26 protein-coding genes, 1 tRNA gene and 1 riboswitch are annotated in these 25,095 nt (G+C 73.4%); all 27 genes read right to left on the reverse strand.

Annotated features, from left to right (window positions below; all coding sequences use genetic code 11):
• Positions 1 to 117 precede the first annotated feature (117 nt).
• The 27 genes from IPJ95_12445 to IPJ95_12575 all read right to left on the reverse strand — a co-directional run bounded on the left by IPJ95_12445 (position 118) and on the right by IPJ95_12575 (position 25,094).
• On the reverse strand, positions 118 to 1,140 hold the full coding sequence (locus tag IPJ95_12445; GenBank protein ID MBK7924417.1) for an ADP-ribosylglycohydrolase family protein: 1,023 nt from the start codon (positions 1,138 to 1,140) through the stop codon (positions 118 to 120).
• An 83-nt stretch (positions 1,141 to 1,223) separates the two neighbouring features.
• Positions 1,224 to 1,310: transfer RNA gene (locus IPJ95_12450), tRNA-Ser, on the reverse strand.
• 100 nt (positions 1,311 to 1,410) lie between these two features.
• A complete protein-coding gene (locus IPJ95_12455) occupies positions 1,411 to 2,052 on the reverse strand; it encodes a high-affinity nickel-transport family protein (protein MBK7924418.1) in 642 nt (213 codons plus the stop codon).
• A 93-nt stretch (positions 2,053 to 2,145) separates the two neighbouring features.
• Entirely contained in the window at positions 2,146 to 2,619 is a 474-nt protein-coding gene (locus tag IPJ95_12460) for a nucleoside deaminase (protein MBK7924419.1), read from the reverse strand.
• Positions 2,620 to 2,647: 28 nt separating this feature from the next.
• Positions 2,648 to 5,242: an ATP-dependent chaperone ClpB gene (clpB, locus tag IPJ95_12465; protein MBK7924420.1), complete on the reverse strand. Its 2,595-nt coding sequence runs from the start codon at positions 5,240 to 5,242 to the stop codon at positions 2,648 to 2,650.
• Between the two features lie 241 nt (positions 5,243 to 5,483).
• Complete coding sequence (locus IPJ95_12470; protein ID MBK7924421.1) at positions 5,484 to 5,870, reverse strand: hypothetical protein; 387 nt, start codon at positions 5,868 to 5,870, stop codon at positions 5,484 to 5,486.
• A 144-nt stretch (positions 5,871 to 6,014) separates the two neighbouring features.
• Positions 6,015 to 7,859: a selenocysteine-specific translation elongation factor gene (gene selB, locus IPJ95_12475; protein ID MBK7924422.1), complete on the reverse strand. Its 1,845-nt coding sequence runs from the start codon at positions 7,857 to 7,859 to the stop codon at positions 6,015 to 6,017.
• Complete coding sequence (gene recO, locus IPJ95_12480; protein ID MBK7924423.1) at positions 7,856 to 8,617, reverse strand: DNA repair protein RecO; 762 nt, start codon at positions 8,615 to 8,617, stop codon at positions 7,856 to 7,858. Before recO ends, selB begins: the two co-directional genes overlap by 4 nt.
• Before the next feature lie 24 nt (positions 8,618 to 8,641).
• Positions 8,642 to 9,679 (reverse strand): hypothetical protein, encoded by a 1,038-nt coding sequence (locus IPJ95_12485; protein MBK7924424.1) that lies wholly within the window; start codon positions 9,677 to 9,679, stop codon positions 8,642 to 8,644.
• Between the two features lie 76 nt (positions 9,680 to 9,755).
• A complete protein-coding gene (locus tag IPJ95_12490; protein ID MBK7924425.1) occupies positions 9,756 to 11,702 on the reverse strand; it encodes a TonB-dependent receptor in 1,947 nt (648 codons plus the stop codon).
• Positions 11,703 to 11,722: 20 nt separating this feature from the next.
• Positions 11,723 to 12,505, reverse strand: a complete 783-nt coding sequence (locus IPJ95_12495) for an ABC transporter ATP-binding protein (protein ID MBK7924426.1) — start codon at positions 12,503 to 12,505, stop codon at positions 11,723 to 11,725.
• Positions 12,502 to 13,479, reverse strand: coding sequence for an iron ABC transporter permease (locus IPJ95_12500; protein ID MBK7924427.1), 978 nt, complete (start codon positions 13,477 to 13,479; stop codon positions 12,502 to 12,504). Before IPJ95_12500 ends, IPJ95_12495 begins: the two co-directional genes overlap by 4 nt.
• Positions 13,476 to 14,357: an ABC transporter substrate-binding protein gene (locus IPJ95_12505; protein ID MBK7924428.1), complete on the reverse strand. Its 882-nt coding sequence runs from the start codon at positions 14,355 to 14,357 to the stop codon at positions 13,476 to 13,478. The genes IPJ95_12500 and IPJ95_12505 overlap by 4 nt, the downstream gene beginning before the upstream one ends.
• 114 nt (positions 14,358 to 14,471) lie before the next feature.
• A riboswitch (cobalamin riboswitch) is annotated at positions 14,472 to 14,584 on the reverse strand.
• 43 nt (positions 14,585 to 14,627) lie between these two features.
• A complete protein-coding gene (locus IPJ95_12510) occupies positions 14,628 to 15,755 on the reverse strand; it encodes a hypothetical protein (protein ID MBK7924429.1) in 1,128 nt (375 codons plus the stop codon).
• A complete protein-coding gene (locus tag IPJ95_12515) occupies positions 15,752 to 16,249 on the reverse strand; it encodes a bifunctional nuclease family protein (GenBank protein MBK7924430.1) in 498 nt (165 codons plus the stop codon). Before IPJ95_12515 ends, IPJ95_12510 begins: the two co-directional genes overlap by 4 nt.
• On the reverse strand, positions 16,246 to 17,442 hold the full coding sequence (locus IPJ95_12520; protein ID MBK7924431.1) for a methionine adenosyltransferase: 1,197 nt from the start codon (positions 17,440 to 17,442) through the stop codon (positions 16,246 to 16,248). The genes IPJ95_12515 and IPJ95_12520 overlap by 4 nt, the downstream gene beginning before the upstream one ends.
• 47 nt (positions 17,443 to 17,489) lie before the next feature.
• Positions 17,490 to 19,292, reverse strand: coding sequence for a phosphoenolpyruvate--protein phosphotransferase (ptsP, locus tag IPJ95_12525; GenBank protein ID MBK7924432.1), 1,803 nt, complete (start codon positions 19,290 to 19,292; stop codon positions 17,490 to 17,492).
• Positions 19,289 to 19,558 (reverse strand): HPr family phosphocarrier protein, encoded by a 270-nt coding sequence (locus IPJ95_12530; protein MBK7924433.1) that lies wholly within the window; start codon positions 19,556 to 19,558, stop codon positions 19,289 to 19,291. Before IPJ95_12530 ends, ptsP begins: the two co-directional genes overlap by 4 nt.
• Positions 19,555 to 20,292 carry a PTS system mannose/fructose/sorbose family transporter subunit IID gene (locus IPJ95_12535; protein MBK7924434.1) on the reverse strand — a complete coding sequence of 246 codons (738 nt, stop codon included), beginning with the start codon at positions 20,290 to 20,292 and terminating at the stop codon, positions 19,555 to 19,557. Before IPJ95_12535 ends, IPJ95_12530 begins: the two co-directional genes overlap by 4 nt.
• Positions 20,289 to 20,966, reverse strand: a complete 678-nt coding sequence (locus IPJ95_12540; GenBank protein ID MBK7924435.1) for a PTS sugar transporter subunit IIC — start codon at positions 20,964 to 20,966, stop codon at positions 20,289 to 20,291. The genes IPJ95_12535 and IPJ95_12540 overlap by 4 nt, the downstream gene beginning before the upstream one ends.
• Positions 20,963 to 21,436 carry a PTS sugar transporter subunit IIB gene (locus IPJ95_12545; GenBank protein MBK7924436.1) on the reverse strand — a complete coding sequence of 158 codons (474 nt, stop codon included), beginning with the start codon at positions 21,434 to 21,436 and terminating at the stop codon, positions 20,963 to 20,965. The genes IPJ95_12540 and IPJ95_12545 overlap by 4 nt, the downstream gene beginning before the upstream one ends.
• Entirely contained in the window at positions 21,436 to 21,810 is a 375-nt protein-coding gene (locus IPJ95_12550; protein ID MBK7924437.1) for a hypothetical protein, read from the reverse strand. Before IPJ95_12550 ends, IPJ95_12545 begins: the two co-directional genes overlap by 1 nt.
• Positions 21,803 to 22,768: an HPr(Ser) kinase/phosphatase gene (hprK, locus tag IPJ95_12555; protein MBK7924438.1), complete on the reverse strand. Its 966-nt coding sequence runs from the start codon at positions 22,766 to 22,768 to the stop codon at positions 21,803 to 21,805. Before hprK ends, IPJ95_12550 begins: the two co-directional genes overlap by 8 nt.
• Positions 22,765 to 23,073, reverse strand: coding sequence for an HPF/RaiA family ribosome-associated protein (locus IPJ95_12560; protein MBK7924439.1), 309 nt, complete (start codon positions 23,071 to 23,073; stop codon positions 22,765 to 22,767). Before IPJ95_12560 ends, hprK begins: the two co-directional genes overlap by 4 nt.
• A 25-nt stretch (positions 23,074 to 23,098) precedes the next feature.
• Positions 23,099 to 24,217 (reverse strand): glycosyltransferase family 4 protein, encoded by a 1,119-nt coding sequence (locus tag IPJ95_12565; protein ID MBK7924440.1) that lies wholly within the window; start codon positions 24,215 to 24,217, stop codon positions 23,099 to 23,101.
• Positions 24,214 to 24,627: a transcription antitermination factor NusB gene (gene nusB / locus IPJ95_12570; protein ID MBK7924441.1), complete on the reverse strand. Its 414-nt coding sequence runs from the start codon at positions 24,625 to 24,627 to the stop codon at positions 24,214 to 24,216. The genes IPJ95_12565 and nusB overlap by 4 nt, the downstream gene beginning before the upstream one ends.
• Positions 24,627 to 25,094, reverse strand: a complete 468-nt coding sequence (locus IPJ95_12575) for a 6,7-dimethyl-8-ribityllumazine synthase (GenBank protein ID MBK7924442.1) — start codon at positions 25,092 to 25,094, stop codon at positions 24,627 to 24,629. Before IPJ95_12575 ends, nusB begins: the two co-directional genes overlap by 1 nt.
• Between the last annotated feature and the right edge of the window lies 1 nt (position 25,095).

The following is a 25,095-nucleotide window of genomic DNA, read 5'->3' on the forward strand; positions in this document are numbered from 1 at the left end:
CACCCCGTGGCTACCCTCCACCCATGGCTATCGTCACCCGGCGGCAGAACCTGAGTCCAGTCTCCCGGCCCCTCGCCCTGGACACCCGGAGCCGCGCGCCTCCCACCGGTGCCAGGCTCAGGTACCCGGCCGAGTTACGTATCCGGCCACGCGATCGGCGAGGGCCGCGAGCTCCCCGGCGCCCCAGGCGCCATGGTCGGTCAGTCGTTCGCGATAGCGTGCCGGAATTGCAGCACTCCCGAGCCGGCCACCCGCGATCGCGCCAGTCATCGCGCCAAGGGTATCGGTGTCGCCGCCCACCTGGATGGCGATGCAGACCGCTTCCCAGTAGTCGTCCGGGGCCTGGAGAAACGCGTAGAGGCTCCAGCAGACGCTGCTGGTCACGAACGAGGAGATCCCGTGCCAGCCATCCCGGGCCTCCGGTTCGTGCTCCTGGAGCATCCCTGCCGCCTGGTCCGGCGGAAGGTGCGCCCAGGTGGCCATGTCCCATACCACGGTGGCGGTCCCGGCGTCGATCGGCTCCACGGCGCGGCTGATCTCGACCAGGAACTCCACCGGGACGACCCGCTCACGCAGGGAGGCGAGCGCCGCCGCCGTGGCGACGGCGAGCGCGCCCGCGGCCGCCCGGGGATCCTGGTGGGTGATGCGGGCCTGGTCGGCGACCACCCGGGCCAGCAGGCGGCGGTCGTGCCCATACAGGAGGCCCAGCGGCGCGGCGCGCATGGCCGCCCCGTTCCCGGCATACGGTGCGGGGACCCCCGCGTCGTGCCAGGGGACGCCCAGGGCCAGCTGCCGCGCGGCAGCATGCGCGGCGGGGCCACCGCCGACGAACCGCCCCGAGGCCACGAGGTTGAGCAGCCGGGTGGCGAAGCGGGCCGGATCGAACGTGCCATCCACTCCCACGCTGAGCAGGAGTTCCCGGGCCAGCTGGGTGTCGTCGGTCACCTGCCCGAAGGGAAACGCCTCGCGCCCGCGCTCCGGCAGCCGGCCCGGACGCAGGATGGTCTCCGCGTAGCGACGGGCATCGTCCGGGGGGTGCGCCTCGACCACGGCGCCCACGGCGTCGCCCACGGCGAGGCCGAGCAGGGAGCCGGTCACCTGGTCGAGGGTGGGTCGGGTCATGAGGAGTGCCTGAGCCATGCCCGAGTATCGGCAGGCGGGACCGGAAACCAACGGGGGGCGGGCCGGAGCCCGCCCCCCACGGGCGACATGCGGAACTGGAACGGACAGGGAGGGATTCGAACCCTCGAAACCCTTGCGGGTTTACCGGTTTTCGAGACCGGCTCCTTCAGCCACTCGGACACCTGTCCAGGCCGCGCCCCCCGGAGGGCACCAGCGCCCCGGGTACGGCGGGCGGGAAAAGTAACCAGCAAGGGGAAACGGGCAAAGCACCCGGGCGCGCCCGGCACCCTACCCCGGCGTCCAGGTGGGGTGACTGGTGAACAGCCCGTCCACGAAGCCGATCTTCCAGGCCAGATAGAGGCCGAAGGTCAGGCTGACCACCCCCGAGACGGCGCGGACCCCCCGCTGGATGGCGCCGAGGCGTTCGGCGGCGTACACCGAGGGCGCCGCGATGGCGAAGGTCACCAGGGTCATGCCGGCCACGGTCCCGAGCCCGAAGACCAGCAGGTAGGCGACCGCCCAGCGCGCGTCGCGGATCAGCGGCAGGATCAGCAGGGTGGCGGCCGCGGACCCGGCCAGCCCATGCACGACGCCGACGATGAACGGCGGAAGGCTCGGGATGGGGCGCGCAGCGGGTCCGATACGCCAGAGGTTCAGCGCGCCGAGCACCACCAGCATCACGGCGACCGTGAACTCCATGGAGAGCCCCATCCGTGGCGTGAAGGCGAGCTGGAAGAGGATGATCGCGCCGCCCACCAGGAAGATCGTGAGCGTGTGCCCCAGGCCCCAGACGGCACCGATGCCCGCGGCCTTGCCCACGGAGCGCTCGCGGCTCACGATCGTGGAGACCGCGATGATATGGTCGGGGTCGGTGGCGTGCCGCATGCCAAGCAGCAGGCTGGTGAGGAACGTCAGGAAGAGGTTGAGCATGGCCCGCCGCCAGGGGTCGTCATGAACGGAGATGCCGTACCCGGACGAATGTAGGGGCCCTGCTGCCCCGCGGATAGGGCGCGGGGCCCGCCCCTACCCCGGGCCCCGCCGGCCCCGGAAGAACTCCCGCAGCAGCTCCCCGCAGGCCTCGGCATGGACCCCACCGAGCACCTCGGCCTGGTGATTGAGCCGGGGATGGCGCAGCAGGTCGCCGAGGGATCCAGCCATGCCGGCCTTGTCATCCCATGCGCCGAAGACCACCCGCCCTACCTTGGCGAGCACGATCGCCCCGGCGCACATGGCGCAGGGTTCGAGGGTCACGTACAGCGTGGCGTCGGGGAGGCGGTTGGTCTCGAGCCGGTCCAGCGCCTCGACAATGGCCAGGAACTCGGCGTGGGCCATGGGGGCGCCCGTGGCCACGGCGCGGTTGTGCGCCCGGGCGACCACCGCACCCTGCTGCATGATCACCGCGCCGACCGGGACCTCATGGTCGGCCTGGGCCAGCCGGGCTTCCGCGAGGGCGGCCTGCATCCCCGCATCGTCGTCGGGGGTCAGCTGAGGGGGCATGCCCAAGAGTAGCATGCCCCGGGCGGTCTCAGGAGCCCCGGGTGAACCGGAGACCATCCCCGTCGCGGGTCACCGCGATGGTATCCCCTTCCGTGTAGCGCCCCTCCAGCAGCTCCAGGGCAATGGCGTTCTGGAGCCGCCGCTGGATCACCCGCTTGAGGGGCCGGGCCCCGAAGGCCGGGTCATAGCCTTCCGCGGCCAGCAGGGCGAGTGCGTCGGGCGCCACCGTGAGCGCCAGCCGCTTGTCGGCGAGCTGGCGGCGCAGGCGCTCCAGCTGCAGCTCGATGATGGCGCCGATGTCCGCCCGGCTCAGCTGCCGGAAGACGATGATGTCGTCCACCCGGTTGAGGAACTCGGGCCGGAAGTGCAGCCGGAGCTGGTCGCGCACCTGCGCCTCCACCGCCGCCCAGCCCGCCGGGTCCTGCTCGCCCGCCTCGAGGATCAGCGGGCTGCCGATGTTGGACGTCATGATGATGACGGTGTTCCGGAAGTCCACCATCCGTCCCTGGCTGTCGGTCAGGCGGCCGTCATCGAGGATCTGCAGCAGCACGTTGAAGACATCGGGGTGCGCCTTCTCGATCTCGTCGAACAGCACCACGCTGTAGGGCCGCCGGCGCACCGCCTCGGTGAGCTGGCCCCCCTCGTCGTAGCCCACGTAGCCCGGGGGCGCGCCGATCATGCGGGCCACCGAGTGCTTCTCCATGTACTCCGACATGTCGAGCCGCACCATGGCGCGCTCGTCATCGAAGAGGAACTCGGCCAGGGCGCGCGCGGTCTCGGTCTTGCCCACGCCGGTGGGGCCCAGGAAGATGAACGACCCGGTGGGGCGATTCGGGTCGGAGAGGCCGGCCCGGCTGCGCCGCACCGCGTCGGCCACCGCCTGCACCGCCGGCCGCTGCCCGACCACCCGCCGCCCCAGCTCGGCCTCGAGCCGGGTGAGCCGCTCGCGGTCCGACTCGAGCATCTTGGTCACCGGGATCCCGGTCCACTTGGCCACCACCTCGGCGATGTCCTCCGACCCGACCTCCTCCTTGAGGTACTTGGCGGTGGCCTGGATCTGGCCCAGGCGCTGCTCGCGCGCGGCGAGTTCCTGTTCCAGCTGGGGGATCCGGCCGTACTGGAGCTCGGCCGCCTTCTGGAGGTCGCCCCGGCGGGTGGCCTGGTCCATCTCGCCCCGCAGGCTCTCCACCTCCTGGCGCCGCCCCTGGATCTCCGTGATCGCCAGCTTCTCCGCCTGCCACTGCGCCTTCATCGAGTTGGACTTCTCGCGCAGCTGGGAGATCTCCTGCTCCACCGCGGTCCGGCGCTCCACGCCCGCCCGGTCCTTTTCCTTGAGCAGCGCCTGCCGCTCGATCTCGAGCTGCAGGAGGCGCCGCTCCACCTCGTCGATCTCCTGCGGCAGGCTGTCGATCTCCATGCGCAGGCGGCTGGCGGCCTCGTCCACGAGGTCGATGGCCTTGTCGGGCAGGAACCGGTCGCCGATGTAGCGGTCCGAGAGGGTGGCGGCGGCCACCAGCGCGTTGTCAGTGATCCGCACGCCGTGGTGTACCTCGTACTTCTCCTTGAGACCGCGCAGGATGGCGATGGTGTCGGTGACGCTCGGCTCGCCCACCAGCACCGGTTGGAAGCGGCGCTCGAGGGCGGCGTCCTTCTCCACGTGCTTGCGGTACTCATCGAGAGTGGTGGCGCCAACCACGTGCAACTCGCCCCGGGCCAGCGCCGGCTTGAGGAGGTTGCTGGCGTCAACCGCCCCCTCCGCGGCGCCCGCCCCGACCAGGGTGTGCAACTCGTCGATGAAGACGATGTAGCGGCCCTCGGCCTGGGTCAGCTCCTTCACCACCGCCTTGAGCCGCTCCTCGAACTCGCCCCGGTACTTGGCGCCCGCGAGCAGCAGGCCGATGTCGAGCGCGACGATCTGCTTGTTCCGCAGCGACTCGGGCACGTCCCCATGCACGATGCGCTGCGCCAGCCCCTCGACGATGGCGGTCTTGCCCACCCCGGGCTCACCGATCAGCACCGGGTTGTTCTTGGTCCGGCGGGAGAGCACCTGCATGACCCGGCGCACCTCCTCGTCGCGCCCGATCACGGGATCGAGCTTTCCGTTGCGGGCCTGGTCGGTGAGGTTGCGCGTGAAGCGCTCCAGCGCCTGGTACTGGCTCTCGGGCGAGACGTCGGTCACCCGGTGGGCGCCGCGCACGTCCTTGAGCGCCGCCCGGAGCTGGTCCGCGCCCACCTCGTGGACGCCGAGCAGCTGCCGGGCGGTGGTGCCCTTCTCGTCGACCAGGCCCACCAGCAGGTGCTCGGTGCTGACGTAGGCGTCGCCCAGCGCCTTCGCCTCCGCCTCGGCGCGATCGAAGACCTTGTGAAGCTCCCGGGCCAGGGTGGGCTCCGCCCCACCCTCCTGCCGCGGCAGCCGGGCCAGCTCGCGCTCGACCTCCTGCTGCAGCGTGGCGACGTTGATGCCGGCCTTCTGCAGCAGCGGCCGGACCACGCTCTCGTCCTGCGCCAGCAGCGCGTGGAAGAGGTGGGTGTCGTTCGCCACCGGATTGCCGCGCCGCGACGCGTCGGCGGTGGCGTCGCGGTAGGCCTCCTGGGCCTTCAGGGTCAGGCGTTCGGGGCGGATCATGGATCGGTACTCCTCGGCTCGGCAATGCACAGCCCGCCGGGCGCGGTCTCCGCGTCCGGGCAAGGCAAGTGACTCTGGCACCCGGCGGGGAGAAAAGCAAACGGCAGGCCCCGGAAAGCTGCCGGGTTGGCAGGGGAAACGCGCGGGAATGGGGTGCGGACCTGCCACGGTGAACGGACGAGGGACCTGCCCCGCCACGTCGCGGAGCAGGTCCCTCATGGGTTGCGGTGCCGACCGCCTAGCGGCGGGCGATCATCTTCAGCGTGTACCGCTCGCCGTCCACCACCAGGTGGGCATAGTACAGGCCCGGCGTGAGTTCATGCCGGCGGTCCACGAACTTCCCATCCCAGTATCCCTCGTGGTCGCCGCAGCGGAGCCGGAGCCCATCGAGGCGCTCGCCGTTGGAGCTGAGCAGGATCGGGACGGCCACGACCTGCGCGAGCACGTTGTAGATCTTCAGACTGACCAGGGGCTGATGGCCACGCTCACAGAGTTCGGGGTTGAGGGTGAACGGAATCGTCGTCGCCGGAAAGAACGGGTTGGGGTAGTTCTCGCGGAGCTCCACCGGCGGCGGGGCCCGCTCCTGCGCGGAGGCGGGAGCGGCCAGGCCAGTGAGGAGCGCCAACGCCCAACCCGGCCTGCACTGCCAGGCCATGGGCGCCTCCTCCACAATGAAACAGGGCTGCCGGTCGCACCTCCACGGATCGTGCCGCAAGATCATCAGCGCCCGGGGGCGGCGCAATCCCGCGCACCGCACCTGCCCGGGTGTTCAGCGAGGCGGCAGCAGGCGGCGCGCCTCGCCCTCCCGCCGCGTGATCCCCTGCTGGTCCGCCCACTCGAGCAGCGGGATCAGGAACTTCCGTGACAGCCCGGTGGCGTCGCGCACCAGGGGCGGCGTGATGGGACCGGCGGCGCCGATGGTCCGCAGGGTGACCGCGAACTCCGCCAGCACCGCCGGCGCGAAGTAGCGGTCCCGCTCGACCGGCACCGCGCGCCCCTGCCGCGCGGCGAGCCGCAGTGCATCCGCCGCGCCACGGAGGCCCAGCGCCGCCTCGAGTTCCGGGATGGTCGGCGGGGTAAGGCCGCCCGCCTCCACCGCCCGGACCAGCCGGTCGAGCGCGGCGTCCCCACCCGCGGCCGTGGCCCGGAACTCGGCATCGCGCACCAGGCCGCCGGCTGAGACGAGACGCCCCAGCGCCAGCAGCCGGTCCAGTGCCGCCACGCCCGCCGCGCCAAAGCCGGTCATCGCCTGCCGCAGCGTCTCGAGCGGCAACCCGGATTCGGCGGCGTGCAGTTTGTGAAAGGCCGTCACCCGGCGTAACGCGTCGGTGGCCGCCTCCTCCACGCGCCCCGCCGCGACGAAGGCCCCGTCGGCGCTGAGGAGGCCTGCGTCAGCGGCCAGCGGTTCGACCTCCTCGGGCCGGACGCCAAGGCGGATCGGCAGGTCGCCGATCCTGACCCCGCCGGGCTCGCGGACCACCAGTGCCCGCAGGCGCTCCGCCGGGGTGTGCACCGGGGTCCCCGGGTCCCAGAGTGACCGGCCCCGGCGCGGGAGCGGGTCCACCACCCAGCCGCCGCCGACGACCTCGACCGGACTGAAGCTCCGAAGGAGGAAGCGATCACCGCCCCGCGCCACGACCGGTGCCTCGAGCGCCAGCCGCACCACGCCCGGCGTGCCCGGGGTCAGGGCCTGCCGCGCATGGACTCGCGCCATGACCTCTGCCGTTCCCAGGTGCAGCCTGACCCGCGCCCGATGGCCCAGGGGCTGGGGCGCGGTGGGCAGCAGCTGGACGGCGGCCTCGAGCACATCGGTGGCCTGCCAGCCATCCTCCCCTCGCACCAGGACCTCGCCGCGATGAACCTGGCCCCGCTCGATCCCCGCCAGCCCCACCGCCAGCCGCTGCCCCGGCTGGCTGGCCATCAGGGCCGCGCCATGCGCCTCGAGACTCCGGATCCGGCCCTCCAGCCCGGAGGGGAGCAACTTGACCAGGTCGCCCACCTGGAACACGCCCGACCAGGTGGTTCCAGTGACCACGGTCCCGGTGCCCTGGAGGGTGAGCACCCGGTCCACCGGGAGCCGGGCCAGATCCGCGGCCTCGCGCGGTCGCGAGGATTCACGCGCGGTGACGGCGATCCGGGCACGCAGCTCGCCAATGCCGACGGCCGTCCGTGCGGAGACGGCCACCGGCGGGCCGAAACGGACCGGACTCCCGGCGAGCCAGCGCGCCACCTCCTCCCGCACCAGCTCCAGCCACTCCGGCTCCACCAGGTCGGCCTTGGTGACCACCGGGATCCCGCGCGGCACCCCGAGCTGCTCCAGCACCGCGAGGTGCTCACGCGTCTGGGGCATGATCCCCTCGTCGGCGGCGATGACCAGCAGCGCGAGGTCCATCCCGGCCGCGCCGGCTGCCATGGTCCGGATCAGGTCCTCGTGCCCGGGCACATCCACCACACCGAGCACGGCGCCATCGTCCAGCGGCAGCGGGGCGAAGTGCAGGTCGAGGGTGATCCCCCGCCGCCGCTCCTCGGCGAAGGGGTCCATGGCCCGCCCGGTTAGCGCCTCGACCAGGGCCGACTTGCCGTGATCGATATGACCGGCCGTGCCGAGAATCATCGGCCGGCCCAGGCCTGGCTGAGCCAGAACTCGAGCGCGGGCAGCGGGGCGCCTTCCGCCAGGTGGTAGCGGATGTAGCGCGAGACCAGACGGCGATGGGCGGCCGCGTGGCGGGGATCGAGGTCGGGGATCGGGACGCCGGGGTCGAGCAGCGCCGCCAGGGCGTGGCGCGCCTCCTCCGGTAGTTCGGTGACGTCGCCGCTCCGGCCGCAGATCCGGCACAGGGCCCCGCCCTCCCCGGCGCTGAAGAGGAGCGGCCCCTCCGGCTCGAGTGGTCGGCCGTCGCGGACACAGGCCCCGAGCGAGGGCGCGAAGCCCAGGGCCGCCACCTGTCCCCAGAGGGTCCGCACCGCCACGCCGGCAAACCCCTCTGTCCCGGCCTCCTCGAGCTGGGCCAGCGCGGCGGCGAGGGCGTCGAAGGCCTCCGGGTGCGGCTCCGGGGGGGCCACGCGGAGCATCAGCTCCGCCAGCGCGGCGGCGGTGGCGTAGCGTGGCACCTCGCGGGCGAGCCGGACGGGCAAGGTGGCCACGTCAAAGGCCGTCAGGGTGTGGAGGTCGCGGCGTTCCGAGAGGATCAGCTGCGCCTGGCCGCCGCTCAGCGCCTGCAGCGCCGCGCCGAAGCGGCTGCGGGGCCGCATGGCGCCCTTGGCGATGGCGCTCTGCACGCCATGCTCCCGGGTGGCGAGGCGGACGATCTTGGAGGTCTCTCCGTAACGCAGGGTGGAGAGCACGATCGCGGGGGTGGAGATGAGCGGCATCGGGCGCGGCGCGCGGCCGCCGGCCTACGGCGGCGGGATTTCGGTGATGAGCGCTGCCACGGCGCAGGAGCCCGCCGGAACCTCCCGGATCTCGCTCAGGTTGCGGCGCAGGATGTGGACGCTGCCCTCGGTGCTGCCGTCGCAGGGCCCCTGCTCGACGGCGTACACCCGGTCTTCGCTGTCCACCGCCACGGCGCTGTTGCCGGGGATCCCGACGCCGTTGCCCGCCCCGCGCAGCACCTGGCGCGCCACGAGGTCAAAGACCATTACCCCTTCAACGGGGGAGCTGACGTAGAGCCGGTCGGCGCCATCGGTGGCCACGCCCCCGGGGCCGGCGCCGAAGCCTCCGAAGCTGCCGAGTTCGGTCCGGCCCACGGGATCGATCAGGCTCAGGCGGCCCGCGGTGACGCCATCCTCGGGCCCCGTGTTCATCACGTAGAGCACGCCATCCTGCGCCACGGCGGAGGCGCGGGCGTTCCCCGGGCCGGGCATGAGGATGGAGTCGACCCCGGTGGCCAGGTGATTGGTCACCGGATCGACCACCGAGACCCAGCTCGGACCGGCGGGCACCCCGCCGACGAGGTTGCCATTCAGCACAAAGATCTTGCCCCGCGTGAACACCACGCCCTGCGGGCTCAGCCCCACGGCCACGCTCGCGGTGTCGCCGGTGAGGTAATTGACGCGGGTGACCGTCTGCAGGCCGGGGTTCCCCACGTAGGCGATCGAGTCATCAACGATCGCGCTGCCGGTGGCTCCGCTCCCGGCCGCGAGGTGCACCGTCCGGACCACGGTGCGGCCCACGAGGTCCACCACCGCGACCGCATCGCCGGTACCGGTGGGGACGATCGCCCACCCATTGAGCGCGCTGACACCGGAGGGCGCCGCGCCGGCGCCGAGCGGGATGGTCACACCGGCGGTCGGCGCCACGGTGGGAATCAGGGTCAGGGCCGCGGGGGCCTGGTTGACCACCAGCAGCGCCTCCTCCGGCGGGGGCAGCGGCGCGGAGGCCTCGGCGCAGGCCAGTCCGGCCACCAGGAGGAGGAGGGCAAGGCGGGGGCTCATGCCGGGAAAGATGCCACCCTCGGACCGGGGATGCGACCCGCCCGCGGGCCGCCCCCCCGCCCGAGGCCCGGCAGGCTCAGATCCCCACGCGGAGGCCGGCGAAGACCGCGCGGCCGCGCGCCCGGAAGCCCACCACCGTGGAGTAGCGGGCATCGGTCAGGTTCTCGCCCCGGAGCGTGGCCGTGATGCCGGGCCGCCCGGCCGCCTCGCGCAGCAGGTCGATGGTCGCGTCGGCGTCGAGCGTGACCACGCCGCGGAGCCGGGTGCGCACCGACGGGAAGGGCCGGAAATCCACGTCGGCGCGCTCGCCGAGGTAGGTGACGCCCAGCCCGAGGCCCACGCGATCAGCCACGCGGGCGTGACCATCGAGCCGTGCGCTGTGGCGCGGCCGGCGGATGAGTGCCTTGCCATCCACGAAGGCGTCCCCGGCGCCGCTGCTGAACCCGGGGTCATCCACCCGCGTGGCGAGGTGGGTGTAGGAGGCGGTGAGCGCCAGGTCCGGCGTCGGGCGGAAATCGCCGGTGAGCTCCACGCCGCGGGCCGTGGCCCGCGCCACGTTGGCGTAGGTGGGCGCCCCGGGCGCGGCGCCCCCGTCGTACTGGATCAGGTTGCGGAAGCGCTGGTCGAAGTAGTTGACCGCCAGGGTGAGCGCGCCGCCGGCCAGGCCCTGCTCCACGCCGACCTCCCAGCTCCGGCTCTGCTCCGGCTCGAGGCGGGCGTTGCCGACCTCGAAGGCGCTCCGGGCGAAATTCTCCCGCAGCGATGGCTCCTTGAACGCGCTGCCGATGGCGCCGCGGAGGCGCGTGCGGCCGGCGACGCCGTAGATGGCACCGAGCCGATAGGTGGCGTGGGTGCCGAACTTCTGGTTGTCATCCACCCGCAGGCCGGCGTTGAGCAGCAGCCGCGCGGTGAGGTCCACCACCGCCTGGGCGTAGCTCCCCACGTTGCGCCGGGAAGCCTCGAAGGGCGCGCCGGTGGTGGAGAACTCCTCCAGCCGCTCGAACTCCGCCTGCGCGCCCGCCGTCAGCCGGACGCCGCCGGCCAGCTGGACGATCCCGCGCGCATCGACCGAGCGGCGCAGCGAGCGGGCCTGGCTCTGGTAGTAGAACCCGAGGGAATCGCCCGGGCTGTCGGGGAGGTCCTCGGCGCGGTCGGTCTGCCCGTGCGAGGCGAGCAGCACCCGTACCTCGACGGCGTCGGTGAACCGGCGGCCGAGCTCCAGGCCGAGGGTGGTGGCATCCTGGCGGCCCGCCTGGTTGCTGTCGGTGACCGCGCCGGTGAAGTCGGTCGCGTAGCCGAGGCGGTTGTCGCCGGTGCGGGCGGTGAGGGTCACGTCGGTGCGCGCGTCGGGCCGCACGCTCAGCGCGGCGGAACCGACGGTGCTGGCAAAGCCGCTGTTGAACCGGTAGAGGCCGTCGGTGCGGTAGCGCGAGAGGCCGGCCGAGTACGAGACCTCCGGGGTGGACCCGCTCGCGCTCACGTCCCCGCGCCAGGTGCCGTGGCTCCCCGCCTGCGAGGCGAGCTCGGCCCGGAAGCCGCCGCGCCCGTGGCGGGTGATGACGTTGATCACGCCGGTCACGGCGTCAGAGCCGTAGAGCACCGAGGCCGGGCCGCGCACGATCTCGATCCGCTCCACGTTGTCGGTGCTGAGCGTCCCGAAGTTGAAGCTGCCCCCGCCCTGGTTCACCGGCACCCCGTCGATGAGCACCTTGGTGTAGTCGCTCTCACCGCCCCGCAGGAAGACCGAGGACACCCCGCCATAGGAGCCTGTGGGGACCACCGCCGCCCCCGGGACGCGGGCCAGCGCCTGGTCCACGAAGTAGATCCCCGCCTCACGGAGCTGCTCGCCGGTGAGCACGGTGGTGGCGGCCACCACGCGGCCGGCCGGGGTGGGCGAGCGGTCGGCGGTCACGACCAGCTCCTCGAGGCGCACGGTATCGCGGGCGTCCTGGGCCCGGAGGGAGCCGGCGAGGGCGCCGAGCGCCACGACGGCGGCGAGAAGGGCACGGATGGGGGAACGCATGACGGACCTTTCGATCCCGGCTATTCGCCGGGCTTGAGTGGTACAACCTGCGGCGCACCGTCGCACCAGGTGGTGATGGCGACGGGCCATTCGAAGACGCGGGTCACGGTCGGGCCAGTCAGGACGGTGGCGGGAGGGCCATCGGCCACCACGCGGCCCTGGTGCAGCAGCAGCACCCGGTCGGCATAGCGGGCGGCCAGGTTCAGGTGGTGGCTCACCAGGATCGTGGCGATCCCCTGCCCGGCCAGCCGGCGCACCAGCTCGAAGACCTCCATCTCGTGGCGGACGTCGAGCGAGGCCGTGGGTTCATCGAGCACCAGCAGCCGCGGCTGCTGGGCCAGCGCCCGCGCCATCCGCACCCGCTGCCACTCGCCGCCGGACAGCTGGTCGGTGGGCCGGGCGGCGAGCTGCGCCACGTCCGCCCGGGCCATGGCGTCCGCCACGATCCGCCGGTCGGCCTCGCCCAGCGGGGCCAGCGGCCTGAGGAACGCGTACCGGCCCAGGCTCACGGTCTCTTCCACGGTCAGCGGGAAGAGCGACTCCTCCCGCTGGGTCACCACCCCCACCACCCGGGCCAGCTCGGCGCTGGTCCACCCGGCCAGCGGGCGGTCGAGCAGCGTCACGGCGCCCGCGGCGAGCGGCAGGGTGCCGAGGAGGGCGCGGAGCAGCGTGGTCTTGCCGCTACCGTTGGGGCCCACGATGGCCACCAGCTCGCCCCCCGCGAGGTCGAGAGAAACCCCCGCGATCGCCGGGGTGGCGGCGCGGGGGTACTGCACGGCGAGCGCGCGCGCGCTCAGGATCATCGCAGGGTCCGCCGGAGCAGCATCGCGAACAGCGGCACGCCCACCAGCGAAGTGACCACACCGACGGGCAGCTCGATCGGCGGGGCGATGGCGCGTGCCACCGTGTCGGCGAGCACCAGGAAGCTCCCGCCGAGGAGGAAGGCGGAGGGGAGCAGCGTCACGTGCAGCGGGCCCCACAGCCGGCGGATGGCGTGCGGCACCACCAGTCCCACGAAGCCGATCATGCCGCAGGTGGCCACCGCGGCGGCCGTGAGGCAGCCGGTGGCCACGTAGGCGGTGCGACGCAGGGCCGCCGGCTCCACCCCCAGGTGGCGGGCGGTGTCGTCCCCCAGCGCCAGCAGGTCGAAGGCCCGGGCGCGAAGGGCGAGAACCGCGAGCGGCACCACCGCGTAGGCCGCAAAGATCCCCACCGCCTGCCACGACGCGCCGCCCAGCCCGCCGAGCATCCACAGGAAGGCGTTGCGCAGCTGCGCCGCCGGCGAGAGCGTGAGCACCGCGCTCACCAGGGCGCCGGTGAAGGCGCTCACCACCACGCCCGCCAGCAGCAGGATGTGCGGATCGAGCCGGCGCCCCTGCACCAGGCTGAGCCGATAGACCAGGAGCAGCGCGGCCATGGCCCCGGCGAAGGCGGCGAGCGGCAGCACCCACGCGGCCCCGGCCCCAAGGGCGATCACCAGCACCGCGGCGATGGCGGCCCCCCCGGAGATGCCGAGCAGGTAGGGATCGGCGAGCGGGTTGCGGATGAGCGCCTGCAGCACCGCCCCGGAGACGGCCAGGCTGCCACCCACCAGGAATCCGAGCAGCACCCGCGGCAGCCGGAGCCCGCGCACGATCGGCGCGCCGGCCGCGCCGGCATCGGTGAGCGCCGCCCAGACCGCCGCGGGCGGCAACCGCACGGCGCCGAAGACCAGGCCGGTGACGATGGCCAGCAGCGCCACCGTCAGCAGGAGCGGCCAGCGCGAGGTGCCGGTCATCGGGGCGCCTCGAGCGCGGCGCGGAGCTCCGCCACCGCCTCCATGGCCCGGGGGCTGGGCCGGCCGAAGACCGACGTCACCAGCCGCACGAAGCGGCGCTCGCGCACCGCCGGCACGGCGGCCCACTCGGGCCGGCCGGCGATGGCGGGGAGGCCGGAATCGGCCACGAGCACCAGGTCGGGATCGCGCGCCGCGATGGCCTCGATGCTCACGGTGGCGGAGGGCGCGCTGAGGTCGGCGAAGAGATTGCGCGCGCCGGCCAGCGCCAGGATCTCGCTCTGAAAGCTGCCGGCGCCGATCGCGATGGGCGGCTGGTCCCACGCGAGCAGCAGCACCCGCGGGCGGCGCCCCTCGGGGAGCGCGGCGGTCCGCTCGGCGGCGGCGCGCACCCCGGCCTCAAAGGCCGTGGCGAGGGAATCACCCGCCGCGCCCCGGCCGACGGCCGGGCCGAGCAGCCGGGCCAGCCGGGGCACGTCGGCCAGGTGATCGATGCCGAGCTGCACGGCGGCGATGCCGGCCGCGCGGAAGCGCTCGAGGGCGGCGGCGTTCTGCGGGGAGCGATAGACCAGCACCAGGTCGGGGGCCTGGGCCAGGACGCTCTCGATGTTGGGGGGGAGGCCGTCGCCCACGCTGGGCACGGCCAGCGCGGCCGGCGGGTAGTCGCACCAGCGGGTGCGGCCGACGAGGCGGCCCCCGGCCCCGAGGGCGAAGACCAGCTCCGTCGTGGCCGGGCTGAGCGACACGATGCGCCGCGCCGGCTGGGCGAGGCGGACCGAGTCGCCCGCGTCATCGACGATGACGAGGCCGGCGTCCGGCCGCTGGGCCGGCGCGCTGCAGGCGCCGAGGAGGGCGAGGAGAAGCGGGAGGATCCGCTTCAATGGAATCGCCCATCCCCGGGGCACTGGAGATGGGCGGACAGGAGCCGGCGCAATGCGGCTGAAGTCGCCACCGATCCCTCCCCCGAGGGTGTTCGTGGTGGCGCGAGACGAGAGGTCTCCTGGCTCCGGGCACCTCGCTCGCCTTCCCGGTTTCCCAGTGGCGAATGAGCGAGAATCCTGCTTGCCCGTTACAGTGGCGGGGCCGCGCCGGCTTTGCACCGGCTTCCGAGCATCCCGACTCGCGTGCAGAGTTGTGACTGCGCGTCCAACCTAAGTGCGGGCCCGCCTCCCGGCAAGCTCCGACTCGAGCGCGGCCTTGAGCGCCGCGCGGTCCGACTGGTACCGCTCCCACTCCGCCGCCGGCACCTCGGCCTGGCGCCCCGCGTAGCGGGCGTCGAGCCGGGCCAGCTGGTCGAGCAGCGGGCTCGGGCCGCTGCTCGCCGGCGCCACGGGCCGGCGCAACACCCGGGTGAGCACCGCGAGGAGCGCCAGCGCCACCGACCCCACCAGCAGCGGCAGCAGCCAGCGGGTGCCGCCCCCCGGGAAGTCGATCACGATCCGGCTGTCGGGCCCCGGCTCGCCGGTCCACCGCTGGAAGGTGCGGCCCTCGATGGCCTGGCTGTCCACGGCGGCGAGTCCCCCGCCCGTCACCGTCCGCCCCCGCTCCTCCAGCAGCAGCGTGAAGCTGGCGACGCCCTCCGGGAGCGTGAACGTCACCGGCCCCGGCGCGGCGGGGAGGCTGTAGCCGAACACCACTTCCTTCCGTCCTGGGGCGATCGGCGCGTAGAGGAGCAGGCTGTCGCCGCGGAAGACCACGCTCTCGGGCGAGACGTCGCCCTGGCCCATGGCCGCCCCGAGGGCGCCGCGGGGGAGCGCGGTGCTCCAGCTCGGGTGGGCGCTGTCGCCCGCCACCCGGGTGACGGTGCCGGGATTCCCCAGCACCACGATCTCCAGCGCGGGGCGGGTGCCGTCGGCGGTGGGCTGGCTGATCACCACGTGATGGGACACCACCTCGAGGGGCGTGACGCTCGAAGTGTCGGAGACGAACAACGCGAGGCCGGTGTCGGGCGCGTTCGGGTCGAGGTGCAGCGGGGTGGAGAAGTACTCGATCCCGGCGTAGCCGCTCGAGAGCAGGAACACCGCGGCGGTGTCGGCCAGGTAGCGGAAGCGGAACCGGCCGTCGGCCCCCGTGACCAGGGAGTCGATCGGGCCCTGCTGGTCGCGCCCCACCCGGTGCAGCACCACCCGGGCGGCGGGCACGGGAATGGTATCGCTGCCCTGCTCGCGGACCACCCGCCCGGCGGCGGTGACGGTGCCCTGGGCGGCGAGGACGGTGGGACCGAGCAGGAGGGCCCCGGCCAGGACCGGGGTGAGGACAAGCCAGGCACGGTGGGTCACGGCTGGAATTTCCCGAAGTCCTCGGGGTTCATCTTCTCCAGCCAGGCGCGCAGCTTCTCGGCCTCGTCGGCGGGATCGGGGGCCATCGGCGCGGGCGCATCGGCGCCGGCGAAGTCCTCGAGCAGTTCCGGCTCGGTGAAGATCGGGGCCTGGGTGCGCAGCGCGAGGGCGATGCTGTCGGAGGGGCGCGCGTCGAGCTGGAAGACATGGTCGGCGCGCGCCAGCCAGAGCTCGGCGAGGTAGGTCTTGTCCTTCACGGCGCTGATCCGGATCCGCTGCACCGTGGCCCCGAGCCCCGTGATGACCGTCTTGAGCAGGTCATGCGTCATGGGGCGCGGGGGCTTCATGCCCTGCAGTTCCATCGCGATGGCGCTCGCCTCGGCCGGTCCGATCCAGATCGGCAGCACCCGCTGCCCGTCCTTCTCCCGCAGGATCACCACCGGGGAGTTGGTCGTCCGGTCGAGCCCGAGCTGGGCGACGGTGACCTCGATCATCCCACCGCGCGCTGCAGCTGCGCCACCTTGCTGGTCTCCTCCCACGGGAAGAACCGCAGCTTGCCCTGGGTGTAGGGCCGGCGGCCGAAGTGCCCGTACGCGGCGGTGGGCGAGTAGATCGGCTTGCGCAGGTCGAGCGCCTTGATGATCCCGGCGGGCGTCAGGTCGAAGACCTCGCGCACCGCCCGCTCGATCCGCACGTCCGGCGCGACGCCGGTGCCGAAGGTGTCGACCATGACCGAGACCGGGTCGCGGACGCCGATGGCATAGGCCACCTGGACCTCGCAGCGTCGCGCCAGCTTGGCGGCGACGATGTTCTTGGCCACCCAGCGCATGGCGTACGCGGCGGAGCGATCGACCTTGGAGGGGTCCTTGCCGCTGAACGCGCCGCCGCCGTGGCGGGCCATGCCGCCGTACGTGTCGACGATGATCTTCCGGCCGGTCAGGCCGGCGTCGCCGTGCGGGCCGCCGATGACGAAGCGGCCGGTCGGGTTGATGTGGAAGGTGGTGCGGCGGGTGTCGAGCCCGGTCTTGGCGAGCACCGGCCGGATCACCTGCTCGATGACGCCCTCGCGGATGGTGCGCTGGGAGAGCTCCCGGCCCTTCCACTGCGCCGCGTGCTGGGTGGAGACCACCACCGTGCGCACCGCCACCGGGCGGTCACCCTCGTACTCCACCGAGACCTGGCTCTTGCCGTCGGGCCGCAGCCACTCGAGCGTCTCCAGGCCCTTCTCGCCCTTGCGGACCGCGGCGAGCCGCTCCGCGAGCCGGTGCGCCAGCTGGATCGGGACCGGCATCAGCTCGCGGGTCTCGTCCGAGGCGTAGCCGAACATCATGCCCTGGTCGCCCGCGCCGCCGGTGTCCACGCCCTGGGCGATGTCGGGCGACTGCCGGTCGATGGAGCTCAGCACCGCACAGGTGTTGCCGTCGATGCCGTAGTTCGCGTCGGTGTAGCCGATGCGCTTGATGGTGTCACGGACCACGTCCGGGATGTGCACGTACGTGGTGGTCGTGATCTCGCCGGCGACCACCGCCATGCCCGTGGTGACGAGGGTCTCGCAGGCCACCCGCCCCGCCCGGTCATCGCGCAGGATCGCGTCGAGCACCGCGTCGGAGATCTGGTCGGCGACCTTGTCGGGGTGCCCTTCGGTGACGGACTCGGACGTGAAGACGTGGCGGTGAGCCTTGGCCATGGCAGTGTGGGCGTTGTGGGGGGAAGGACGCGGCGGGGCCGCGGGGATCACGAGCGCAAAGTAGCGGGGCCCGACGGGCGCGGCAACGCCGCGAGCGACTCGAACACGCGCGGGTCGAAGCGGTCCTTCACCGCGTCCCGGAGGGCGGCCGTCACGTCCGCGGGCCGGTCGGCGGCGAGCGCCGCGGCCGCGGCCGCCTCGGCCACCGCCACGGGCACCGTGCGGACCACCCACTTGACCAGCGGGATCGCCGGCGGGCCGACGCTCAGGCAGCGGTAGCCCAGGCCGATGAGCAGCACCACCGAGAGCGGGTCGGCGGCCATCTCGCCGCAGACGCTGACCCCGATCCCCGCCTGCTGCCCGGCCGTGACGATGCCCTTGAGCTGGCGCACCACCGCGGGGTGGTGCGGCGTGAAGCGGTCGGCCAGCCGCGCGTTGCCCCGGTCCACCGCCAGGGTGTACTGCACCAGGTCGTTGGTGCCCACGCTGAAGAAGGCGCTGTGCTGCGCGAACTGGTCGGCCAGGATCGCCGCCGCGGGTGTCTCGATCATCACCCCGACCGGCACCGAGGCCGCGGCCCGCACCCCGTTGCGCGCCAGCTTGAGCGCCTCCTCGAGCAGCATCTCGCGGGCCTGGATCACCTCGTCCACCTGGGTCACCAGCGGGAGCATGAGCTGGATCTTCCGGTCGGCGGCGGCCCGCAGCACCGCGCGCAGCTGCGGCCGGAAGATCTCCGGATGATCCAGGCAGACCCGGATCGAGCGCCAGCCGAGGAAGGGGTTGGCCTCCTGCGGGGCGCGGAACGCCGCCGGGAACTTGTCACCGCCCAGGTCGAACGACCGGATGACCACCGGGTGCTCCGGGAACGCCTCGCAGACCCGGCGGAAGTAGTCGGCCTGCTCGTCCTCCGTGGGGAGATGGGCGCGGCCGGTGACGAGGAACTCGGTCCGGAGCAGGCCGACCCCCTGGGCGTCGAGGCGCACCGCCGCCGCGATCTCGTCGGGCAGGTCGACGTTGCCCATCACCGTGAGCTGCACCCCGTCCGGGGTGATCGCGGCCTGGGTGACCGCGGCCTCGAGCTCGAACTCGAGCTTCTGGCGCCGCGACAGCTGGGCCCGCGCCCGCTCGATTTCCGCCCGGTTGGGGTCGAGGAGGATGGTGCCGGTCTGGCCGTCGAGCAGGAGCACGGTGCCCTGGCGGATCCGGTCGAGCGCCCCCACCGCGCCCATCACCGCGGGGATGCCGAGCGAGTGGGCCAGGATCGCGGCGTGGGAGGTGCGCGTGCCCTCCTCGCTCAGCAGCCCGACCACCCGGTCGCGGTCGAGCTGCACGGTGAGCCCGGGGGAGAGCTCCCGCGCCACGATCACCACCTCGGACCCCTCGGGGAGCGACCAGAGCTCTTCCTCGGTGCGGCCGAGCAGGCGGTGCAGCATCCGGTTGTGGATGGCCGAGAGGTCCGCGAGCCGGTCGCGCAGCAGCGCGTTGCCGGAGGCGCTCCAGGTGTTGCGCAGCTCGAGGGCCTTGAACTCGTAGGCAGTCTCCGCGCTCATGCCGTCGCGGATGCACTGCTCCACCTGGCGCAGGAAGTCGGGATCCTCCGCCATCATGATCTGGGCGTCGAAGATGTGCGATTCCTCGCGCCCGGCCCGCTCCCGCACCCGGTCCCGCAGCGCCGCGAGCAGCTCCGCCACCCCGGCCACCGCAAGCTTGAGCCGGGTGAGCTCGGAGTCCACCTCGTCGTCCCCGATGAAGCGATTGGGGACGTCGGGCACGTCCAGGCGCACGATCACCGCGGGCCCGAAGGCGACCCCCGGCGAGACGCCGATGCCCTGGAGCAGTCGGTCGGTCAAATCGCCTCCCCGAAGCCCGAGGCCACCAGCGCCAGCAGCGCCTCCACGGCCGCGGCCTCGTCGGCGCCGGTGGCCCGGACCGTGATGGCGCTGCCGCACTCGGCGGCCAGCATCATCACGCCCATGATGCTCTTCCCGTTGACCGCCATGCCGTCCTTGGCGATCTCGATGTCGGCCGCGAAGCCGCTCGCGAGCTTGACGATCTTGGCCGCCGGCCGGGCATGCAGCCCAAGCTGGTTCACGATGGTCGCGTCCCGCTCGATCATGGCCAGCTCCAGGCGAGGGCGAGGGCGCCGCCGATGGCGGCGAGTCCGAAGCGGACCGAGGTCACATGCGGGCCGGCGCGCCAGCCCGCGAGGAGCGCCACCAGCATGGTCCCGGTGGCGATGACGATCGAGCGGGGCGGCTGCCCCTCGAGCAGCACCGCCAGCCCCAGCGGCAGGGCGATGCCCACCAGCAGCCCGGCGGCGTGGCCCACCCGGGGCAGCGCGTGCGGCAGCCACGAGGCGCCCAGCGCCGCCCCGATCTTCATGCCATGGGCGAGCCCGGTCCGCAGCGCCCACACCCCGGTGGCCAGCCGCACCGCGTTGTAGAGCAGCACAGCGCCCGCGATGGCCCACCAGCCGTAGCCCGCCGCGAGCCCCACCACCGCCCCGCCGATCACCGCCGGCACCAGTCCGGCCCAGAAGAATTGGTCGCCCAGCGAACCGAGCGGGCCGGTGAGCGCGGTGCGCAGCCGGTCGATCTGCGGGCCGGGCACCTGGTCGTACTCCGCCCGCACCAGCGCGCCCAGCGCGAGCCCCGCCAGGTACGGGTGCGAGTTGAAGTACTCCGCCGACCGGACCGCCGCCTCCGCGTGCCGGGCCGGGTCGGCCGCCTTGAGGTCCTCCAGCAGCGGCTCGGCGGCGTACCCCATCCCGATGCCGGTCATCCGCTCGAAGTTCCAGGCGCCCTGCACCGACAGCAGTCGGAGGTAGGCGCGGGTAAAGCCGCTGGTCATCGGAGCGCCGCCATCAGCAGGCCGAGGCCGGCGCCGGCCGCGAGCCAGCGGAGCCGGGCGTCGCGGCCCGCACTGCGGATGGCGCCCCCGGCGGCGGCGGCGAGCGCGGTCCCGACGGCCACCGCCGTCACCAGCGCCAGCCGGTCGGTGGCCGGCAGCCGGTCGCGCAGCCAGAGCGCGCCCCCGATCGACACCACCGAGAGCACCAGGCTTCGCGTGATGTCCGCGGCCAGGCCCCGGTACTGCACGGCGTGGATCGTGGCCGCGTCGCCGGCCGCCAGCCCGGCCGCGTAGCGTTGCAGCACCCGCCCGTTCACGCGGCGCAGCGCCTGCAGGCTCCAGCCGCCGAGCACCGCCACCAGCAGGGCGTACCCGCCGGCCACGCCCAGGGTCAGGTGGAGCGCCCCGCCGGAGGCGACCACCACGCCGCCCACCACGCCGGGGCCGTAGTCGGGATAGCGCGCCGCGCCCACCGGGAGCACGTCCAGCGCGAACAGCTCGAGCAGCAGGCCCACCTGCAGCCCGGCGGCGGGCTCACCCAGCAGCAGACCGGCGCCGGCGCCGGTGACCAGCGGGCGGGAGAGCAGCGCCTGGGGGAAGCTCACCAGGTCGACTCCCGCCACCGTGCTCCACCCGACGAGCCCGGCGAGGACCGCAGGCGGAAGCGGGCTCATCGCAGCGCTCCCAGCGCCACCGGCGCGCTGGTGGGGAGATCCTGGGCCGTCACGCTGGTCCCCGCCGCCGCGAGCCCCTCGAGGACGTGGTAATCGTCCTCGGACAGGAAGATGTAGGGCAGCCGCTGGGTCCGCCCGGCCTTGTGGTGGAGGCCACCCAGATTCACCTGCCCCACCGGCGCCGCCGCCCGGCAGACCGCCGCCATCGTGGCCACGTCGCCGGTGAGGAGAATGGCGGGGCGCGGGTCCACTGCCCAGCCGGGCGCATTCCCGGCCACCGCCGCCACCGGCACGAACTCGAGTTCGAGCTCCGGCGGGACCCCCATCCGGTAGAGCTCCTGCTCCCAGTCGCTGGCGGCCACCTGGTCGTCGACGAGGATGATCCGCGTGGCCCCGAGCGGGCGGCCCCAGCCGATGACCACCTGCCCATGAACCAGCCGGTCGTCCACCCGGTGCAGCACGATGGCCATCAGCCCTGCCGGATCGCGTCGGCGCCCTTGCCGGCGGCGCGGCCGGCGCTCTCCGCCGGCGGGAGGGCCTGCTGGTTCACGAAGTCGAGCAGCATCGGGAGGTTGACCCCGGTGACCACCTTCACGTCCGGCCGCTGCCGCCCCAGGCGCATGGCGGCGAAGAAGCAGGAGCCGCAGGGCATGTCCACGAAGATCACCGCGGGCCCGTTCCCCACCGCGTCGGCCACCCGCTGTTCGATCTCCTCGCGGCCGCAGTCGGAGTTGGAGACCGCCTGCAGCACCCCGGTGCGGCCGCTGATCCGCTCGGTCTCCCCCACGAGGGCCGGCGCGAGCGCTCCGTGGGCCACCACCACGCCGTGCAGCGGTTCACTCATAGTCTTCCACCAGGTATTCCCGCAGGCCACGCTTTTCCTTCATCTTCCGGATGAGCCGCTCGTTGAACGCGGCGGCCACGTCCACCCCGGAGTAGCGCAGCAGATGCATCATGGCCACCACCTCGGAGATGACGGTGATGTTCTTGCCCGGATTGAGGGGAACGATGACGCGGGGCAGGTTGACGTCGAGGATCGTGGTCTCGAGGGTCTGCAGGCCGGTGCGGTCGGCGTCCTTGGCGGTCTCCCAGGCCTCGAGCTGGACCACCACCTCGATCCGCTTCTGCTGCCGGACCGAGCGCACCCCGAAGAGCGCCGGGATGTCGATGAGCCCCACGCCCCGGATCTCCATGTGGTGCGCCGCGAGCTCATGCCCGGTGCCGATGAGGATGTCGCTCCCCCGCCGGCTCACCTGCACGATGTCGTCGGCCACCAGCCGGTGGCCCCGCTCGACGAGGTCGAGCACGCACTCGCTCTTGCCGATGCCCGACTGCCCGATGAAGAGCAGGCCCACGCCATACACGTCGGCCAGCGACCCGTGCAGCGTGGTGCGCGGCGCGAAGGCCTCCTCCACGATCGGCTTGAGGCGCTTGTAGAACTCCGCGGTCTTGAGGCGGCTGCGGATGAGCGGGGTGCCCCGCACCCGCGCGAGGTCCAGCAGCTCGGCCGGGACCTCCAGCGCCTTGGTGACGAACACGCACGGCAGCTCGAAGGCGAAGAACTTCTCCAGCCGCGACTGCCGCTCGGGGGCGTCGAGCTCCCGCAGGTAGCTGATCTCCGTCTCGCCCAGCACGTGCAGCCGGCGGGGCATGAACCGGCTGGTGTAGCCGGCCAGGGCCAGCCCCGGGCTCGCCACCTCGGGATCGGGCAGCGGCCGGTCCAGCCCGAGCTCGCCGGTCAGCGGCTCGAGCTGGAGCGGATCGCCCCGCCGCGAGAGGAGGTCCCGGACCGTGATGGTCACACGGCGTCCCGGGCGCCGCGACCGCGGCGGCTGGCCGTTTCCTTCTCCAGCTGGCGGCGGATCTTCTCCTCCGCGCGGTCCAGGGCGGAGCGGTGATCCTTCGCCTCGCCGGTGGCCACCAGCGGCTCGCCCTTCCCGCCCTTGAGCCGGAGCTCCGCGGTGGACGAGGTGGGCGCCACGTCGAACACGAGGGTGCCGTCGAACGGACGGCTGGCGAGGGCCTCGAGGCGGTCCACGACCGCCTGGGCGCGCTGCTTCAGCTCGTCGGAGATCTCGCAGTGGCGGGCAGTGATGGTGATCGGCATGCGATCCTCCTCCACGGGTGTGCGGTTAACGGGCGGCCCCGCCGGCGGCGAGCAGCCCGGTCATCCAGCGTTCGGTCAGGTCAGCGGCGCGGTCCCAGCTCAGTCCCTCGGCAAAGGCGCGCGCCTGTCGCCCCAGCCGGTCGACCAGCCCCGGGTCGGCCGCAAACTCCAGCATCCGCGCGGCCAGCGCCGCGGCATCGCCGTGCGGCACCAGGTATCCGGTCTCCCCGTCCCGCACCGAATCGCGCAGGCCAGGGCTGTCGGAGGCGAGCGACGGGGTCCCGCAGGCCGCCGCCTCGACGTTTGTGATGCCCCACCCTTCCTTGGGTGAGGGGAAGATATTCGCCCAGCTGCGGCGCAGCAGGTCGAGCTTGGCGGCCTCCGGCACAAATCCGAGAAACCGCACGGCCTCCCCCTGCCCCAGTCCGGCCACCAGCGCCTCCAGTCGGGGCCGGTCCACGCCGCTGCCCGCGATCTCCAGCCGCAGCTCCGGCCGCATGACCCGCGCCCGGGCCAGCGCCTGGATCGCGACCTCGACCCCCTTGTACCGGCGCAGCCGGCCGATGTACAAGAAGGTCGGCGCCGCGGTCCGCGCGCCGCCCGGCGTGAACTGCCGGGCGTCCACCCCGGGATGGATCACGGTGATCCGTTCCCGCGCCACCCCCCGCGCCACGAGGTCATCCCGGGTACTCTCGCTGATGGCGTGGAAGCCGGCCCGCCGATAGGCCGCCGGGATCGGCCGCTCCAGGAGCCAGACCAGCGCCGCCATGGGCCACGACGCCTCCTGGAAGGCGGTGGTCCCGAAGAGGTGGGGGATGATCACCCCGACCGGGCCCGTCGTGAGCCCCGCCAGGAACAGCGGGATCTTGTTGATGTCCTCGACCAGGATGTCGGGGCGCTCGGCGCCCAGCGCGGCCCGCACCGCCCCCCGGCCCCGCACCGCAAAGCTGTGCCGGTCGCCGGTGCGTTCCACCGCGATGCCATCCACCAGCGCCCGGGCAGGAGCGCCGGCCCAGCCCGAACAGACCAGCCGCACCCGATGGCCGCGCGCCGCCAGGCGGCCGTAGATCTCGTGCAGGTGGATCTCGGCCCCGCCCGCCTGGGGATTCTCCCGGTCCTGCCAGTTCACCAGCAGGATGTTCACAACCGGCCGAGCCCCCGCGCCACCCGGTCAAGCACGCCGTTGATGAACGCCGGCGCCTTGGCCCCGCCGAACCAGTGCGCCAGCTGCACCGCCTCGTCGATCACCACCTTGGGCGGGACCTCGCCCTTGAGCAGCTCGTGGATGCCGATCCGGAGGATGTTCCGCTCCACCGCGGCGATCCGCTCCAGCCGCCAGTTCTCGGCCGCGTCGACCGCGTAGCGGTCCAGCTCCGCCTGCTCCCGCACCACCGCCTCGGCCAGCGCCTCGGCCTGGTCGTAGACCGTGGGGTCGGGGCCGGTGAGCTGGGCCAGCCGGGTCACCGCGTCGACCAGCGGCAGGCCCGTGGCGACGTCCACCGAGTAGAGGATCTGCAGCGCGCGGGCCCGGGCCTTGGTTTCCGGACGGAGCATCAGCTTCCCTTCAATTGGATGAGGGCGTCCGCCGTGCGCAGCGCCGCCTCGGTGGCCTCGTAGCCCTTGTTGCCGGCGGCGCCGCCCGCGCGGGCCAGCGCCTGCTCCATCGTCTCGGTGGTGAGCACCCCGAAGGCCACCGGGAGGCCGTGACGGACCGCCACCGCGCTGAGGCCCCGGGCGGCTTCGCCGGCGACGAACTCGAAATGGGCCGTCTCCCCGCGGACCACGGCGCCAAGCGCCACGATCGCGGTGTAGCGCCCGGTGCCGGCCGCGGCGGCCGCCGCGGCCCCCAGCTCGAACGCCCCCGGGAGCCACACGATGTCGACCGCGTCGGGCGACATCCCCGCCGCGCGGCAGCACTCGAGGGCGCCTTCCAGGAGCCGGGCGGTCACCCGCTCGTTGTACTGACTGACAAGGATGGCCAGCCGGCCATGGGCCCGGAGCTGGCCGCGGATCTCGGGCATG

This window comes from Gemmatimonadota bacterium (assembly GCA_016713785.1).
In the GTDB taxonomy this organism is placed as follows: domain Bacteria; phylum Gemmatimonadota; class Gemmatimonadetes; order Gemmatimonadales; family GWC2-71-9; genus JADJOM01.

What these genes read in the sequence shown, in the direction of transcription:
- IPJ95_12445 (MBK7924417.1), bottom strand. Translation starts at nt 1,140, where the DNA reads ATGGCTCAGGCACTCCTCATGACCCGACCCACCCTCGACCAGGTGACC.
- IPJ95_12455 (MBK7924418.1), bottom strand. Translation starts at nt 2,052, where the DNA reads ATGCTCAACCTCTTCCTGACGTTCCTCACCAGCCTGCTGCTTGGCATG.
- IPJ95_12460 (MBK7924419.1), bottom strand. Translation starts at nt 2,619, where the DNA reads ATGCCCCCTCAGCTGACCCCCGACGACGATGCGGGGATGCAGGCCGCC.
- selB (MBK7924422.1), bottom strand. Translation starts at nt 7,859, where the DNA reads ATGATTCTCGGCACGGCCGGTCATATCGATCACGGCAAGTCGGCCCTG.
- recO (MBK7924423.1), bottom strand. Translation starts at nt 8,617, where the DNA reads ATGCCGCTCATCTCCACCCCCGCGATCGTGCTCTCCACCCTGCGTTAC.
- IPJ95_12485 (MBK7924424.1), bottom strand. Translation starts at nt 9,679, where the DNA reads ATGAGCCCCCGCCTTGCCCTCCTCCTCCTGGTGGCCGGACTGGCCTGC.
- IPJ95_12490 (MBK7924425.1), bottom strand. Translation starts at nt 11,702, where the DNA reads ATGCGTTCCCCCATCCGTGCCCTTCTCGCCGCCGTCGTGGCGCTCGGC.
- IPJ95_12495 (MBK7924426.1), bottom strand. Translation starts at nt 12,505, where the DNA reads ATGATCCTGAGCGCGCGCGCGCTCGCCGTGCAGTACCCCCGCGCCGCC.
- IPJ95_12500 (MBK7924427.1), bottom strand. Translation starts at nt 13,479, where the DNA reads ATGACCGGCACCTCGCGCTGGCCGCTCCTGCTGACGGTGGCGCTGCTG.
- IPJ95_12515 (MBK7924430.1), bottom strand. Translation starts at nt 16,249, where the DNA reads ATGATCGAGGTCACCGTCGCCCAGCTCGGGCTCGACCGGACGACCAAC.
- IPJ95_12520 (MBK7924431.1), bottom strand. Translation starts at nt 17,442, where the DNA reads ATGGCCAAGGCTCACCGCCACGTCTTCACGTCCGAGTCCGTCACCGAA.
- IPJ95_12530 (MBK7924433.1), bottom strand. Translation starts at nt 19,558, where the DNA reads ATGATCGAGCGGGACGCGACCATCGTGAACCAGCTTGGGCTGCATGCC.
- IPJ95_12535 (MBK7924434.1), bottom strand. Translation starts at nt 20,292, where the DNA reads ATGACCAGCGGCTTTACCCGCGCCTACCTCCGACTGCTGTCGGTGCAG.
- IPJ95_12540 (MBK7924435.1), bottom strand. Translation starts at nt 20,966, where the DNA reads ATGAGCCCGCTTCCGCCTGCGGTCCTCGCCGGGCTCGTCGGGTGGAGC.
- IPJ95_12545 (MBK7924436.1), bottom strand. Translation starts at nt 21,436, where the DNA reads ATGGCCATCGTGCTGCACCGGGTGGACGACCGGCTGGTTCATGGGCAG.
- IPJ95_12550 (MBK7924437.1), bottom strand. Translation starts at nt 21,810, where the DNA reads ATGAGTGAACCGCTGCACGGCGTGGTGGTGGCCCACGGAGCGCTCGCG.
- IPJ95_12560 (MBK7924439.1), bottom strand. Translation starts at nt 23,073, where the DNA reads ATGCCGATCACCATCACTGCCCGCCACTGCGAGATCTCCGACGAGCTG.
- nusB (MBK7924441.1), bottom strand. Translation starts at nt 24,627, where the DNA reads ATGCTCCGTCCGGAAACCAAGGCCCGGGCCCGCGCGCTGCAGATCCTC.
- IPJ95_12575 (MBK7924442.1), bottom strand. Translation starts at nt 25,094, where the DNA reads ATGCCCGAGATCCGCGGCCAGCTCCGGGCCCATGGCCGGCTGGCCATC.